Origin of the sequence: Mesorhizobium sp. M0244, from assembly GCF_040321795.1 — a bacterium.
GTDB lineage: Bacteria > Pseudomonadota > Alphaproteobacteria > Rhizobiales > Rhizobiaceae > Mesorhizobium.
The window spans coordinates 175,680-189,480 of sequence record NZ_JAMYSE010000003.1 but is presented as its reverse complement, the minus strand read 5'-3'; the positions used below and the strand labels follow the sequence as shown (position 1 = coordinate 189,480).

Genomic DNA, 13,801 nt, shown 5'->3' with positions numbered 1-13,801 from the left:
CTGAGTTTTAGATTGGGTTGAGAACGGAGCTAATGTCGGCCGAGCACCAAACCCCGGATGAAGTGTTTCTGCATGAGAAGGAAAAGAGCGACCAAGGGCGCGGTCACGAGAACGCCCCCGGCCATGAGCGCACCGACATTTCCGGTGCCCTCACCCGACTGCCGGAAATAGGCAATCCCGAGGGAAGGCATCATCATGTCGGGACTGGTCGTCACCACCAGCGGCCAATAGAGATCGTTCCAGTGGGCGACGATGGAGAAGATCGAGAAGGAGGTGACCGCCGGCCAGGCTGCGGGCAGCATGATGCGCAAGGCGATCGAAAGCTCGCTGAAACCATCCAGCCGCGCCGCGTCGAGCACCTCGTCCGGGAAGGTCACGAAAAACTGCCGGAACAGGAAGATCGCAAACACCGAGATGATCCAGGGCAGAATGAGCGCGGCATAGCTATCGAGCAGGCCGGACTTTGCAAGAGCTATGTAGATCGGGATGGTCGGTATCTGCACCGGCACGAGGAGCCCGAGAAGAACGGCGCCCAGGAGGATCGGACGGCCCGGGAAGGACAGCTTGGCAAGTGCATAGCCACAGGGAACGGCGACCGCGATTTGCAGCACGAGGATCGCCGTGCAAACGACTATTCCGTTTCCCATGAACCGCAGAAGCGGAATGGCGGACAATGCATTGCCGTAATTTTCGACGGCGCCGTCTAACGTCGGCATCGGCAGAAGGCCGCCGTTGAAGATCTCGCTCTGCGGCGTCATCGAGGCGAGCAGCATCCAGAAAAACGGGAAGATCATGAAGAGCGCGCCGCTCATTAGCACGACATGCGAGACAGAGCGGGACGCGGAGGATTGCGCTAGGATCACGACCGGCCTCCATTGGTTTTCCAGCGCGCCTGGTGCTCGGAAACGCGCATCTGGACGAGCGATAGGATGGTCACGAAGATGAAAAAGGAAACGGCAATTGCCGACGCATATCCCACCCGAAAGAAGCGGAAGCCTTCTTCATAGAAGGTGTAGAGGATGACTGAGGTCGATTTTATCGGCCCACCTTGGGTGAGAACCGCAACCGTCTCGAAGACCGAAAAGGCACGGATGATCGTCATGACCGTGACGAACAGGGTAACCGGCGCTAACATCGGCCAGGTCACAAGCAGGAAACGTTTCAGGCCCCTATCCGCTCCGTCGATCGCGGCAGCTTCATAAAGCTCGTCCGGAATGGTCGAGAGACCAGCCAGAAAGAGGATCATGTTGAAGCCCACGAGCTGCCAAATACCGATCGCTGCAAGCGCATAGATTGCCGTTGCCGGGTCTGCAAAGAACCTGACGGGAGAAGCGCCGAAAAGCTGCAACAGCGCGTTGGCGACGCCGAGACTAGGATGCAGGATCGCTTCCCATGCGGTTGCGAGCGCGACCAGGGTAGCAGCCACTGGCAGAAAGTAGGCAGTTCGATAGAAGGCCGCGAACCGCGATCGGGCGATCAGGAGAGCGACCAACAGCCCCCATCCAATCGTCGTCGGCACGACCACGAGCACATAAAGCGCAGTGTTGCGCAGGCTCTGAGCAAAACCCAGGTCGGTCAGCATGCGCGTGTAGTTGGCGAGCCCGACAAATCGGGCGCCGGCCAAACCGAGGGAAGCGTCTGTGAACGACAAGGCGAAAACGAGGATGGCGGGGCCGATCAGGAGAGCGGCAATCATCAGCGTCGCCGGCAGGGCGAGAACGATGCCGGCACGGGCCTGAGCGCGGGCCAGAGTGAGTTTTATTGAACCCTTTGCAGGCACGGAGCTGATCGGGATATCCTCTACGACGGCCATATCAAGCTGCCCTGATGTGATCGTGGCGCCGGCGCGCGCTGTCTGTCGCGAAAAACCACGCCTTTTCCGGATCGATGGCCACCCCCAACTTCTCACCCTCGCGCAAGGACTGTACGCGCTCAGCCGGAATCCGGACGACGAACTGAGCACCCGCCTCAGTACCGACAAAGACGTTCGCATCGGTTCCAGTATGCTCGATGCGCCCGACATGCACCGGCAGGGCGCCGGACTGGTCCGCTCCAGTCAGGGATGCATGCTCCGGCCGGAAAGCCAGCGTACCGGACTCTGCCGATCCGAGGGCATCGCGAATGATGATCCGGTTGCTGCCGATCATCAGCCCGCCACCAGTTGGTGCGGGTACCGCCAACTCGTTTAGAAAAGGCTGGGCCAGAAACCGGGCAACATCGATATCGAGGGGATCGCGGTAGAGATTGGCCGGGCTCGCGACCTGGCGGATCTCGCCGCCAAACATAACGGCGACGCGGTCCGATATTGCTGCCGCTTCCGCTTGGTCATGGGTAACGAAGATCGTCGTCGTGCCCATTTCCTTGTGCAGCCGAGCGATCTCGCCGCGCGTATGGATTCGTAGCGCGGCGTCCAGGTTTGCCAGCGGCTCGTCCATCAGGAAGATCTTCGGCTTGCGCACCATAGCGCGCCCCAGCGCCACACGCTGCCGCTGCCCGCCCGATAGAGCCGCCGGGCGCCGATCTAGGAGCGTATCGAGCTTGAGAAGTGCCGAGGTTTCCCGGACCCGCTCCTCGATCGAGCGGTACCGCTCTTTAGCTCCGGGCAGCAGACCGCCCACGACCGGAAGCCGTTCGAGACTGCTCAACTCGCGCATCACCAGCGGCGCCGCGATATTGTCGTGCACATTCAGATGCGGATAAAGCGCGTAGCTCTGGAAGACGAAGGCAAGGTCGCGATCTTTCGGCGCGACGCTATCCAGCCCCCTGCCCCCTGCGCGTATATGTCCCCGATCTGCGCGCTCGAGCCCCGCTATGATCCGCAAGAGTGTTGACTTGCCGCAGCCGGAAGGCCCGAGCAGCGTCACGAACTCGCCAGGAGCGGCCTCGAGGGAGACGTCTTGCAGGACATCCGTTTCGCCATACCGCTTACTGATTTTGTCGATGTGGAGGTCCAAGGCTGCCATTCCGCGATCCTTTTCGGTTGGCGGTAGCTCTTAATGGCGTTTTATTTCATTTTCATGACATTATGGAGTTTAATTTCATTTTGCAAGCAATTCCTCCGTCACTTTTGAAAGCGCCAGCATCAGGCTTTCAATGACGAAGATCTTGCCAACCATCGGGGTCAACGTGCCCCCGATCGGCCGGTCATGGAGTCCGGAAGCCAGCAGGGTAAAGTCTGCCGCCTCACCAAGAGGGCTGCGAGCGCGGTTTGTAATGGCGATGGTCACTGCTCCAGCAGAACGGGCACTCTTAAGAAACTGGACGGTATCCAATGACAGACCCGAAATCGAAAATCCGATCGCCACGCATCCAGAGCCAAGGCCGTTCGCGACTTCATGAGCCATGTTGGCATTTCTGAATGCCAAAGCTGTCAATCCGACGCGCAACAGACGGTAGGCAAGCAGCTCTGCCGTTATGCCGGACATACCCGCCCCGTAGAGATCGACCCTACGACTTGCGGCAAGCGCCGCGCCAACCTTCTCAAGCGTTTCGAGATCAGTATTGCCGTGCGCGATCCCTAGATTCTGCGCCATGGTCTCATGCAGCGACTGCAAGGCGGCGTCCCGGCTTTTGGGAATAGTAGAAGGGCGGCCGATCTCGCCCGCCAACGCCAGCTTGAAGTCGCGAAAGCCGGAAAAGCCGATCTGTCGGCAAAGCCGCACTATGCTTGCTTCACCACTGCCTGAGAATGCTCCCAACTCCGCGACCGAGTGGTGCAAGACTTTCTCGGGATTTTCCAGGATGTATTTGGCGATCCGAGCGAGCGCATTCGGCAGATGATCGATGTCCTCCTGCAAGCAAGACAGGATGCTCTCGCGCTCTGCCGCTGTCGTTGCAGGTGAGTTAATGCTCATTGCCACAATCGCGTACCTTATGAAGCTGAAGGAAAGAGGAGCGAGATACCATAGACCCATCGAACAATTTCAGGCTTCCGATTTATTTTGCAACTCCAGTGCTGAGCGGTGGCCGCAATATGTCCTTCGCCTGCCACATGTGCCCCATCCACATATTCCTGCTCCAAAACCGAAGCCAGGACTGCGGCCACCACCGCCGAAACGCCGACCGCCAAGAAGCAGACGCGTAAGCTGGTCGCTTCTTCGGCGCGAGCGCGAGCTCTAGTGAGAAACCGAGCCCGAACCGGGCGACCGGGGCCGGCTCCGAGAGTGCGAGACCAACGCCTAGCTCGTGACCTTCCCATGCCGGTCTGCCAAGACTAGTAGTCCTCAATTCTCTCCGGGCCGGATCCACTTCTAAGCATCATTGCGGAAAAGCTGCGCTCTAAAAGATCGGATTTCAACACCCTATGATGGTGGCTATCCCAAAGATCATAATGCTCATTAGGGTCTTCTTGATGATCGAACAGCTCTCCTATTCCAACATCGTGATATACATTTAGTTTGTGACGTCCATCATAGTACATTGATGCGCGAGACCCTCGGCTGCCGCGAAACCTGAGGGAGTTGTGATACTCACTGACAACGTATGGCTTATGGCAATCCAGTGAGGTGTTGCCAAGCAGCATCCGGTCGAGTGAGAGCCCCTGCATAGCCTTGGGGACCTCAAGCCCCGATAACGAGAGCAATGTGGGCGCAATATCGACCAGCTCGACAAGTGCATTCGACACCGATCCTTGGGCTGAGCTGCCAGGCACGGAAATCACAAGTGGGACATGCACCACGCCCTCATAGAACCGGCAGCCTTTGTAGAGCAGGCCGTGGTCACCCATCATGTCACCATGATCGCTCATGAAGACGACGATCGTGCGGTTCAGCTGGCCGGTTTCCGTCAAAGCGTCTAGTATCCGGCCGACCAGATCGTCCGCTTGAGCCACCTCCGCGTGATAGGCCGCTCTCATCTCCCAAATATTGAACTTCGTGGGTGGCGCTTCATGCGTAGGTCCTGCCAATTCGTCGTTGTGCGCCTCACTCGCGTCTGTTGCTGCATGCCAAGGATCCACCGCGAAATTGGCTTGCTGATCGACTCGTTCAAATTTCTTCTGGTGCTCAAGATCAATCGGCTTAAAGGCAGGATCAGGCATATCACTTGGGTTGAACCGCCTGAGGTAGTCTGGCGGGGGATTGAGGGGCGGATGAGGCGCGTCGATGTTAATGCCTAAATACCAATTACGATCAGAATGCATCTTGATGAAACGCTCAGCCCGGTCGCCTGCCCAACGCGCCTGCCGATATTCTGCGGCCGGTCCCGGACCATAGTGTTGGTCAAGATACGGTTTGAAGTAGGCTTCTGGATCGACTCCTTTTGACCACATCCACGCATGATAGTCATGGTTGCCTGACCACTCCGGAAATGGCTCAGGGCTCCAGTAGAACTCGGCAAATCCATCGTCTGGGCGCTTTTCTATCATGCCACGGGTGGCAGACAGATGCAGCTTTCCTATGTGCCCTGTATAGTATCCGGCATTCGCCATCAGTTTTGGGAGCAAAACGAGATGCGAAGGAAATGTGCCGGCGCCGTTTTGATGCACTTGGTGTGCGATCGGATACAACCCTGTCAGAAAGCTCGTTCGGCTCGGCGTGCAGATCGGGCTTTGACAATACGCACGAGCGAATGCCGTACCCCTTGCGGCCAGACGGTCGATATTGGGAGTTTGCGTGCCTTTGAACCCCATGCACTGCACGGTATCCCAACGCTGCTGATCGCTGCAAATCCAGACTATATTAAAGTTGCTCAACTCTCATCCCCATACGCTATGGAGGTTCAGTTCGCGCACCAACGGCGCGCAAAACCGCGCCGGTGGTGACGTGTAAAGACTATTTCAGGTATCCAGCCCGCTTCATGATTTCGACCGCATCACCTTGAGCATCGTCCAAGGCAGCCTCTGGGCTCTTGCTCCCGACAACCGCCTCTTGCAGGGCACGGCCAAGGCGGTCGCCGATCTCCTTGAATTCAGGGATCCGAGGATAATACCACTCGGGCGCCACGCGAAGCGTTTCTCCATATGTTGCCGCAAACGATCCATGGCCATAATCATAGTCATGTTTCGCACGGATTTCCGGATCGTCCCACAGCGATGTCCTGGTGATGGCGACAAAGGTGCTGTCGAGCGAAATCCGCTTCATGAGATCTTTACTCGTCGCCCATTGAAGGAAGGCCGCTGCGGCTGCCTTGTTTTCTGATGCAGCTGGAATGACATACGCCTGTCCTGCAAAGGGCGGGAACCTCCCACTTACGCCGCCAGGGGGCAAAGCAAACCCAAGCTTACCAACGACCTTCGACAGCTTGGGGTCGAGAATGCGACCTGCGGTGGGAGCGCCTTCGACAGTCATAGCAATGCGGCCCTGCTGCATCGCAATGACGACGTCGTCAAACGTTGCTGAGGTGCTGCCAGGCACGGTGAAATTGGTCATCACGTCTGTGTACCATTTCAGCGCCTCCACGGCGGCGGGCGTATTGACCGTGGGCGTCAGATCCGCCGGTTCGTTCGCGAAATACTTACCGCCGAAACCATAAAGGACCTGGCCCCAAAACCAGATATTTTCACCGGTGTCGGGCTGCCCCCTTAGCGCAGTGCACTGGATGTCAGCCTTTTTCAACAGCTCGCAGTCATTGCGGAATTCCTCCCACGTTTGCGGTGGCTGCTTGATACCGGCCTTTTCGAATAAGTCGGGACGATAATAAAGGAGCTGCGTCGCCGCGAAATGCGGCAATGCCAGTTGTTTGCCGTCCTTGTTGTACAGGCGCAGCACGGGAGCGATGAAATCCTGTACGTCCGCACTCTTCATATCAATGTAATTATCAAGCGGCTCCAGGATATCGCCAGATGCGTATCGCCCGAACTCCTCGCTCCCTAGGTATACGACGTCGTAACTATTTGAGCGCGTCAAGAGCTCGACCGACACCTTTTGAACGGTCGGCGTATACCCGAAGAGATCAAACTGTACTTCAGCGCCAGTCTTCTCTGTGAATTCGTGCGCGAATTTTTTGAGCTCCAAATCGTATGCCGAGTTTGTCGATAGGACCTTTATTTTCACGCCGTCATAGCGCTGCTGAGCCGACGCTCCGCCGCCGACGGCAACACCTAATGCAACAGCAAGAATTCCAAGACATCTCATTGCTTCTCTCCTTGAGCTAGCATTTCACCCTTTCGCGGAACCGGTCGTTGTTGGGCCGGCGACGTATTTCTTTACGAACGGCACGAAAACCACGATCGGAACCAGCATAAGCACGCATGCGGCTGCCGCCTTGCCCCAATCGGTCCCCTCAAATGGCATGAAATTCAGTATTGCGACGGCTGCAGTTTTTGCGTCATCGCGTGTCAGTGTCAGCGCAAAAAGAAACTCGTTCCACGAGCCAATGAATATCAATATTGCTGTTGCCATGATGCCAGATCTGGCGATGGGTATCGAGATGAGCGTCATCGTCTGCAGCGTTGACGCGCCGTCTATCATCGCGGCTTCTTCAATTTCACGCGGCACTTGGTCGAAAAACGCCGACAAATACCAGATCGCAAGCGGAACCGCGAACATTGTGTCGACGATGATCAGCGCAATCTTCGTGTCGACGAGGTGTACTTGGCGAAAAAAGAGAAAGTAGGGGATGATGTAGATCATCGCTGGCGCCGCCCGGAGTGCCAATACCAACGTCAATACCCTTCGCATGGCAGTTTTCTGCAAATGAGAGATACCAAAGGCTGCCGGGACCGAAAGCGCCATGGTCAATATGATGGTGCTGCATGAGACCACAATTGAATTGACGAGCGCGGAAGAGAAGTCCTTGTCAGCGATTATCGCAGTATAGTGCTGAGTGGATGGCTTTCCCACGATCACGGGCGGCCATTGAAACATCTCGGTTGGCTGTTTGAGAGATGTCGATAGGGTCCACAATATCGGCGAGAATAGGAATAGCGCAAAGGCAGCGCAGACAAGATATCCGTAGATGTGACGTCCAAGGTCTCGACGCATGGGCTTACCTCCCAACGCGAGCGGCCGAGATTTGGCGAATAGACCAAAAGCACACGCCGACGATCGTTGTTGTGAATGCCACGAGAATTGCGGCGGAATAATCGAGATCGAGATACGTAAATGCGGTCAGAAAAGCGTAGAAGTTTAGGGGTTCAGTCGCCCCTGCCGGCCCGCCACCTGTCAACACGAAGATCACGGGGAAAATCCCAAGGACCTCTAAAGCTTGAAACACGGCAACGGCTCCCATCGCAGGTAAGACGAGCGGTATGGAAATATACCATTGCGCCTGGGCCCAACTTGCTCCGTCGAGGTTTGCCGCCTCATAAATCTCGTCTGGGATCGAGTCCAAAGACGAAAGAAGCAGCAAAGCAACTATGGGAACCCCAAACCAAATCGATACGATGATCACGGAGACAAGCGCTGACGTTTTGCTTCCAAGTAAGTCAGCTTCGAAATTGTGACCGAACAAGCTTGCGAGATAAGACAAGCCGCCCACACCAGGAATGAGGAACAACTTCCACACAATTCCGCCCACCGCTGGCGGAACTATCGACGGAAGCAGGAAAGCTGCTCTCATCCACCGAGTGCCAACGAGCTTTTCCTTTAGCGCTATTGCCAACCCTAACCCACACAGTAGTTGGAGGCCGACGGGGACAACGACCAAAATGAACGTAACCAGTGCGGCGTTGATGAACCGACCGTCGGATAAGAAGCGCGCGTAATTGTAAAGCCCGATAAAGCGCGTCTTTTCCGGGAAGGCTATGTTGAAGTCCCCGAACGAGAGGGCAACGACAGCTGCAATCGGCACGAGCGTCGCAAGACATAGGAACCCGATCGCGGGTGTAACGAGCGCCGAAGACACTTTAAGCCGGGAAGATGCCATCGTCCGTTGCTCCTGGAATTATGTATGCTCGCCCTGGAATGGGCCCCTCAGCTGCTGTCAGCAACGCTAAGGCGAGCTTCAGCAAGCATGAGGGCGTCAACGATGCAGTGTTCGCCCCGTGGTGAGTAATTCGCGGCCGTGACGTGATGAAGTGCCGAGAAAATTCCACGACGTATAGTTTTTTTGTAGACTTCCCTTTCCAAGTTTCATGCGCCTTTAGAAACAGAATGCTGCGCAGCATTCAATTGGTAGGCGAAGCACGACGCATTCCTACCCGTCGACGAAGGGTCTCGAGGTAGCTGGATCACTGCCACTGACTCGCCATTGCTGTCTTGATCAGGGGCTAAGAAGGACGTCCGGAACGTGTCATCTCCGGACGCGCGTGCTCAGATCCGTGGCTCCGATTCGTTCATGGTCACCTTTGTGTCATTTTGGCTATAACGAAACTGGGCATCAGTAAGTCCGGCCGCGTCGGACAGCTCTGCGGCTAACAGTTGAGCGGGCAGGATGTCCACGATTGATCGCGCCACGCGGTTCTGCAAAAATGGTACCTTCACAACTGTCAGGTTTTTGTCGTCTTGAGGCGACTCGCTTGCGGTCACCAGAAGAACTGCGCAGCCGATTTCAGCCAATTCCTGCGCCAGTCGCACTTCGCGGCCGTCACCGAATATCAAAATCCCGGTCGCCTGATCCATCGATTCCATCGGGCCGTGCAAGTAGTGCAGCGTGTCTGAGACGCCGGTGGGCACCCTCGCAGCCTCGCGAATGAGCAAACAAGCCTCGCCCGCTGTGCCCAAGGCCGATATCGCGCCAACGCAATCGATCGCCCGCTGGTCATGAAACATTTCTCCAATACGTGCCATCTTTTTCGCCGAGTCTTCCAAGACCTCGCTTGCTATCAGAGGAATGTCGTTCCAATTGAAGCTGTCTTCACCACAGAGCGCATCTATCAGCAGCCCGCCTGCCAGCAGCGAGCCTGTGTAGCCGGTGCTCGACGGCAGTGAATCCGGACCGGACTCAAAGTGAAGTGCTGCCGAAGCGGTGCGTGACAGTGGGTCGTTGCCTTCGCTTGTAATCGCGAGGGATGGTAACCTACTGTGGACGGTGAGTGCAGCGATTGGCTCGATGCTTCTTCCTCCGACAGAAAAGACTATGATCGCGTCGCCAGGGTCGCCCGGCTCCATGAGATCGACCGCGCGCCAAGTATTTGCTCGTCTACCGCGACGTTGCAGTTCACCGGCCACTACCCCCGCTGCTTCGTAACTCGCGCCTATCCCGGTAACGACCACAGTCCCCTTTTCAAACGGCACGAGATCAAAATCGCGAAGCTGCGTTCCGACGACTTCCAAAGTATGGCGAAACTGATCGGGTTGGCGGGCGATCGTTGACCTGTAAATCATTGGATATCCTTGTGTTGGAAGATGATTGAGCTCTCTGAGCGATCGCCGGCCATGCGAAGTTGCCGCGCCATAACGCAGGCGCCTAAAACCGGCGGCTTGTCGAGGAAGGTGACCGCTACTGTCGCCCCGAAACGATTGGAAATTTGATGGGAGAACGCATTGGCTAACAGTGGCTGGGCGAGAATGACCCCCCCGCCTACCACGACGTCTTTGTCGGGCACGCCCGCCAACATCAGATGGTAGACCAACTGAGTCAGGGCCGCTGCGCCCTCGTCAATAACGCGTTTAGCCAAGGACGAACCTTCATTGGCGGCGTAGAAGATAACGGGTGCGTGTCGCCCCAGAGCCGAGGCGCTGCCTTCCTTCGCGATCGCGGTGCCGATGTTCGTGGGGCTATTCAGTCCGAATGCCTCACAAAGCGCTTCGACAAGCGGCTCTGACCTCGCCCCTCCCAGGTCAATATGCAATCGCACTGCTCGGCCGGCCTCGCGTACTAAACCTGGAGCGCTCCCTTCGTCTCCGATTGCCCAGCCCCAACCGCCTGCGACATGCATCTTGCCTTTCTGGTCCCGGGCGACGGCGATTGAGCCAGTGCCCGCGACGACACCAATTCCGCTGGAAAGCCCCATGGCGAGGGGAAAAAGTTCTGCATCATTGACGACCCTTAAGGGGCAGGCAAAATGATTGGAAAGTGGCTGTTGGAGGACGGCGCACTCTTCCTCATCATCGCATCCATGAGAGCCAATCGCGATGCTGTTGGGCGTGGCGCCAGCAGCAAATCTGCGAATTAGCGCGATTAGTCCAGGGATATCGTGGTCATAGGCGCCAGAACGCCATTCACTGGTTCGCACGACCAAGTCGCGGGCCATACCCTGGTCCAGGCAAGCCCTCAAATGCGTTTTGGTGCCACCGATATCGACACCAATTGTTATAGAACCCATCTCTTCACTCTGTTCGCATTCGCGTGCAGCGGCCGCGGTTCCGGTCTATTTTTAGAAGAATATCACTATTTTCTCTTTCACAAAAGATGGTTTTTTTCATCATATCGAGTTATCTTGCCGTTGACGAGGCGATGTCGGATGTCAGTTGCAAAAGGGAGGCAGGCGGTAGAGCCCTAACGAAAATTATGTTCACTGCTTGGCAATGTGCTGAAAAGTTCCTATTGCTCACGCTGCCCGCGTCAAATCAAACCCAGAGGAGCTGGAGCCCCGTGATCTCAAGGGAATCGTTTTAATGCAGGAAAACATTTTAGCGCGATTGCGATCGTCTCAGCCCAGTCTCAGTCCGGCGCTCCTTCGCATCAGTGAGTACGTCCTTAAGGATCCCGCGAAGGTCGTGAACCAAACCATTACGGAGGTTGCTGACGGATCCGGATCGAGCGAAGCGAGCGTCTTAAGGTTCTGCAGAGACATCAAATTTTCGAGCTTTCAGCGTTTCAAACTGGCGTTGGGAATCGAACTCTCCACTCACCAGACAATCAGACACGCCAGCCCCTCTGGTGACGTCATCGACGATACGCTGTCGACGGCCGTCACCGCGCTCAAGCAGACAAAGGACCTGTTGAACAAGGCCGCTCTCGAATTGGCGGTAAAACAGATTATACGAGCAAAAAGTATCGATCTCTACGGTTTCGGGGGCTCTGCGAATGTGGCCCGATACGCGCATTACTTGTTTGTTCGATTCGGACTGGTGTCGCGCGTGCTGGACGACCCGCATCTCGCAGTCATGAGTGCCGTGAATCTCGGGCCGAAGCAAGTCGCACTGGCAATTTCGGAATCTGGCTCGAGCAAGGATACCATCAACTCACTTATGGCAGCCAAGGCTGCTGGCGCATTTACCATCGCAATCACATGTCATATACGCAGTCCGATCGCTGCCAACGCGGACGCTGTACTGGGAGCATCCTCAACAGACACGCCCATCACGCGAGGAGCATTCTCCAGGGTCGCTGGACAATATTTGATCATCGACATCCTCGCCAACATGATCGCTAAAGATGGCAGCAAGTTCCAGGCGGCTATGCGGCGAACCGCAGAAGCCACCATAGACAAAAGCTTTTAGCCGAAACGTTCGCGCAGGTAGTCGTTCAGGAAGCGACCGTCCGGGTCAAAGCGAGCCCTTTGAGAAACAAAATCCCGGTATCTTGGGTACAAGGCTTCGATCTCGGACCGCCCCAGGCTGTGAAGTTTGCCCCAGTGCGGACGACCTTTCACCGAGGAAAAGATTGTCTCGCAATCACGGATAAAATCCCAGTAGTCCTCTCCTGCTGCGCCGGACACGGATATCATCGCGGTCTTCCGCTGAAAGTACGGACTCAACCAAATATCGTCAGCCGCCACGGTTCTATACTCCACCGGGAATATCTGCGACGGATGCTTCGTCTGTATCAGCTTGCGGATTTCGCGGAATACCGCCGGACCGTCCTCGTAGGGCACCGAGTATTCGCATTCGTTATGGTTCGGCATCGGAATTGAACCCGGAAATATCCGGTAGCTGGGCCCTATTCTCTCGCCGGCCCGATCTTCGACAGATTCTGGCAATTGAGCCGTGATGTTCAGCGTTCTCACTTCGCAGACATCAGATTTGCTGCGAGTACGTCCGATGCCAGACGTGTCGGGCAGGCTGTATAAGGACGCCGAGTGTTCGGTCGGACACCAGAAAACGCGGAGACTCCGGTTTTCCTGACACAGCTGATCCAGGTGATCCATGCATTCTTCGAAATCCTCACGCCATATTTTGTCATGAAGATCAAAAGCGGGAACAAGCTTCATCGTGACGGAAAGTACCACGCCGAACATTCCGATAGAAACTTTCGCAGCGTTGAGGACGTCGACGTCTTGCGAAGCATCGAAATTGACGATCGATCCGTCGCCGGTGGCTATCCGCATTCCAACTATCGGGCCCGCTAAGCATTTTAAGCTATCGCCGCTGCCATGCGTACCCGTCGATACGGCCCCGCTTATCGTTTGCAGATCGATATCGCCCTGATTCGGCAATGCCCAACCTGCAGAACGCAGTTCAGGGCCAACGTCACAAATCCGCGTTCCGCCGCGAAGCGTCACGCTGCCGCTGGTTGGGTCGATATTTTCGATCCCCGATAGACGCTCCGCTGAGATCAGAACTCCGTCCGTGGGGACAATCGGCGTATAAGAGTGTCCCGTACCCACGACGCGGACGCGCAGGTTTTTCGAGGCAGCCGCCTTAATCGTACTGCAGACGTCATCGTCCGAGCTTGGCATCTCGAAATGCTTTACCCGACAAACCTGATTGCTCACCCAGTTCCGCCAAATCATGCTCGGGCCGAGTGTCGGCGATCCTGTTTCTGAAGAAGCCAATGGAGTTATCCTTGTTTGCGTTTTCTCGGGTCCTTGGCGGCATTCTTATGGCTTGGGCAGCCGCCTGCATCAGCTCAAACGGCAGCGCTGTCGCGCTGTGGCTGCGCCGGTCGATTTTAGCTATACCGCTATGATGGATATCATCATCGCGGTATATATAAAAGACGATTATTTTCATTGTGGATTTAACTGCACCAAGGCGCAAATCCGACCATCGTGCGGGGCACCAATCGAAAACCGTCTTGAACGAGATTCCGGGCC

Annotated in this window: 13 protein-coding genes; 1 reads left to right on the top strand and 12 read right to left on the bottom strand. The window is 56.2% G+C overall.

Annotated elements, in window-relative coordinates; all coding sequences use genetic code 11:
• Positions 1-29: 29 nt before the first annotated feature.
• From NKJ08_RS04540 to NKJ08_RS04495, 10 genes are all read right to left on the bottom strand, one after another.
• Positions 30-863: a carbohydrate ABC transporter permease gene (locus tag NKJ08_RS04540; protein WP_352781462.1), complete on the bottom strand. Its 834-nt coding sequence runs from the start codon at positions 861-863 to the stop codon at positions 30-32.
• Positions 860-1,582 carry a carbohydrate ABC transporter permease gene (locus NKJ08_RS04535; protein WP_352781461.1) on the bottom strand — a complete coding sequence of 241 codons (723 nt, stop codon included), beginning with the start codon at positions 1,580-1,582 and terminating at the stop codon, positions 860-862. Before NKJ08_RS04535 ends, NKJ08_RS04540 begins: the two co-directional genes overlap by 4 nt.
• A 232-nt stretch (positions 1,583-1,814) precedes the next feature.
• The gene (locus tag NKJ08_RS04530) at positions 1,815-2,963 is read right to left on the bottom strand and encodes an ABC transporter ATP-binding protein (protein WP_352781460.1); all 1,149 of its coding nucleotides are present in this window, start codon (positions 2,961-2,963) and stop codon (positions 1,815-1,817) included.
• Positions 2,964-3,038: 75 nt separating this feature from the next.
• Positions 3,039-3,854, bottom strand: a complete 816-nt coding sequence (locus NKJ08_RS04525; RefSeq protein WP_352781459.1) for a MurR/RpiR family transcriptional regulator — start codon at positions 3,852-3,854, stop codon at positions 3,039-3,041.
• A 359-nt stretch (positions 3,855-4,213) separates the two neighbouring features.
• The gene (locus NKJ08_RS04520; protein ID WP_352781458.1) at positions 4,214-5,692 is read right to left on the bottom strand and encodes a sulfatase family protein; all 1,479 of its coding nucleotides are present in this window, start codon (positions 5,690-5,692) and stop codon (positions 4,214-4,216) included.
• Positions 5,693-5,771: 79 nt separating this feature from the next.
• Complete coding sequence (locus NKJ08_RS04515; RefSeq protein WP_352781457.1) at positions 5,772-7,073, bottom strand: ABC transporter substrate-binding protein; 1,302 nt, start codon at positions 7,071-7,073, stop codon at positions 5,772-5,774.
• A 24-nt stretch (positions 7,074-7,097) separates the two neighbouring features.
• Complete coding sequence (locus tag NKJ08_RS04510) at positions 7,098-7,922, bottom strand: carbohydrate ABC transporter permease (RefSeq protein ID WP_352781456.1); 825 nt, start codon at positions 7,920-7,922, stop codon at positions 7,098-7,100.
• A gap of 4 nt (positions 7,923-7,926) precedes the next feature.
• Positions 7,927-8,805 (bottom strand): carbohydrate ABC transporter permease, encoded by an 879-nt coding sequence (locus NKJ08_RS04505; protein ID WP_352781455.1) that lies wholly within the window; start codon positions 8,803-8,805, stop codon positions 7,927-7,929.
• Between the two features lie 386 nt (positions 8,806-9,191).
• Complete coding sequence (locus tag NKJ08_RS04500; RefSeq protein ID WP_352781454.1) at positions 9,192-10,205, bottom strand: SIS domain-containing protein; 1,014 nt, start codon at positions 10,203-10,205, stop codon at positions 9,192-9,194.
• Complete coding sequence (locus NKJ08_RS04495) at positions 10,202-11,074, bottom strand: N-acetylglucosamine kinase (RefSeq protein WP_352781453.1); 873 nt, start codon at positions 11,072-11,074, stop codon at positions 10,202-10,204. Before NKJ08_RS04495 ends, NKJ08_RS04500 begins: the two co-directional genes overlap by 4 nt.
• A gap of 364 nt (positions 11,075-11,438) precedes the next feature.
• On the opposite strand from NKJ08_RS04495, the gene NKJ08_RS04490 reads away from it, so the two are divergent.
• The gene (locus NKJ08_RS04490; RefSeq protein ID WP_352781452.1) at positions 11,439-12,266 is read left to right on the top strand and encodes a MurR/RpiR family transcriptional regulator; all 828 of its coding nucleotides are present in this window, start codon (positions 11,439-11,441) and stop codon (positions 12,264-12,266) included.
• Here the strand turns inward: NKJ08_RS04490 and NKJ08_RS04485 are convergent.
• Positions 12,263-13,480, bottom strand: a complete 1,218-nt coding sequence (locus NKJ08_RS04485) for a D-arabinono-1,4-lactone oxidase (RefSeq protein WP_352781451.1) — start codon at positions 13,478-13,480, stop codon at positions 12,263-12,265. The two genes, NKJ08_RS04490 and NKJ08_RS04485, sit on opposite strands and share 4 nt — an antisense overlap.
• Positions 13,425-13,718 (bottom strand): hypothetical protein, encoded by a 294-nt coding sequence (locus NKJ08_RS04480; protein ID WP_352781450.1) that lies wholly within the window; start codon positions 13,716-13,718, stop codon positions 13,425-13,427. Before NKJ08_RS04480 ends, NKJ08_RS04485 begins: the two co-directional genes overlap by 56 nt.
• Positions 13,719-13,801 lie beyond the last annotated feature (83 nt).

Bases quoted from the DNA above. Each gene is read 5' to 3' on its own strand.
- NKJ08_RS04535 (WP_352781461.1), bottom strand. From the start codon at position 1,582: ATGCTGACCGACCTGGGTTTTGCTCAGAGCCTGCGCAACACTGCGCTT.
- NKJ08_RS04530 (WP_352781460.1), bottom strand. From the start codon at position 2,963: ATGGCAGCCTTGGACCTCCACATCGACAAAATCAGTAAGCGGTATGGC.
- NKJ08_RS04525 (WP_352781459.1), bottom strand. From the start codon at position 3,854: ATGAGCATTAACTCACCTGCAACGACAGCGGCAGAGCGCGAGAGCATC.
- NKJ08_RS04515 (WP_352781457.1), bottom strand. From the start codon at position 7,073: ATGAGATGTCTTGGAATTCTTGCTGTTGCATTAGGTGTTGCCGTCGGC.
- NKJ08_RS04510 (WP_352781456.1), bottom strand. From the start codon at position 7,922: ATGCGTCGAGACCTTGGACGTCACATCTACGGATATCTTGTCTGCGCT.
- NKJ08_RS04505 (WP_352781455.1), bottom strand. From the start codon at position 8,805: ATGGCATCTTCCCGGCTTAAAGTGTCTTCGGCGCTCGTTACACCCGCG.
- NKJ08_RS04500 (WP_352781454.1), bottom strand. From the start codon at position 10,205: ATGATTTACAGGTCAACGATCGCCCGCCAACCCGATCAGTTTCGCCAT.
- NKJ08_RS04495 (WP_352781453.1), bottom strand. From the start codon at position 11,074: ATGGCCCGCGACTTGGTCGTGCGAACCAGTGAATGGCGTTCTGGCGCC.
- NKJ08_RS04490 (WP_352781452.1), top strand. From the start codon at position 11,439: ATGCAGGAAAACATTTTAGCGCGATTGCGATCGTCTCAGCCCAGTCTC.
- NKJ08_RS04480 (WP_352781450.1), bottom strand. From the start codon at position 13,718: ATGAAAATAATCGTCTTTTATATATACCGCGATGATGATATCCATCAT.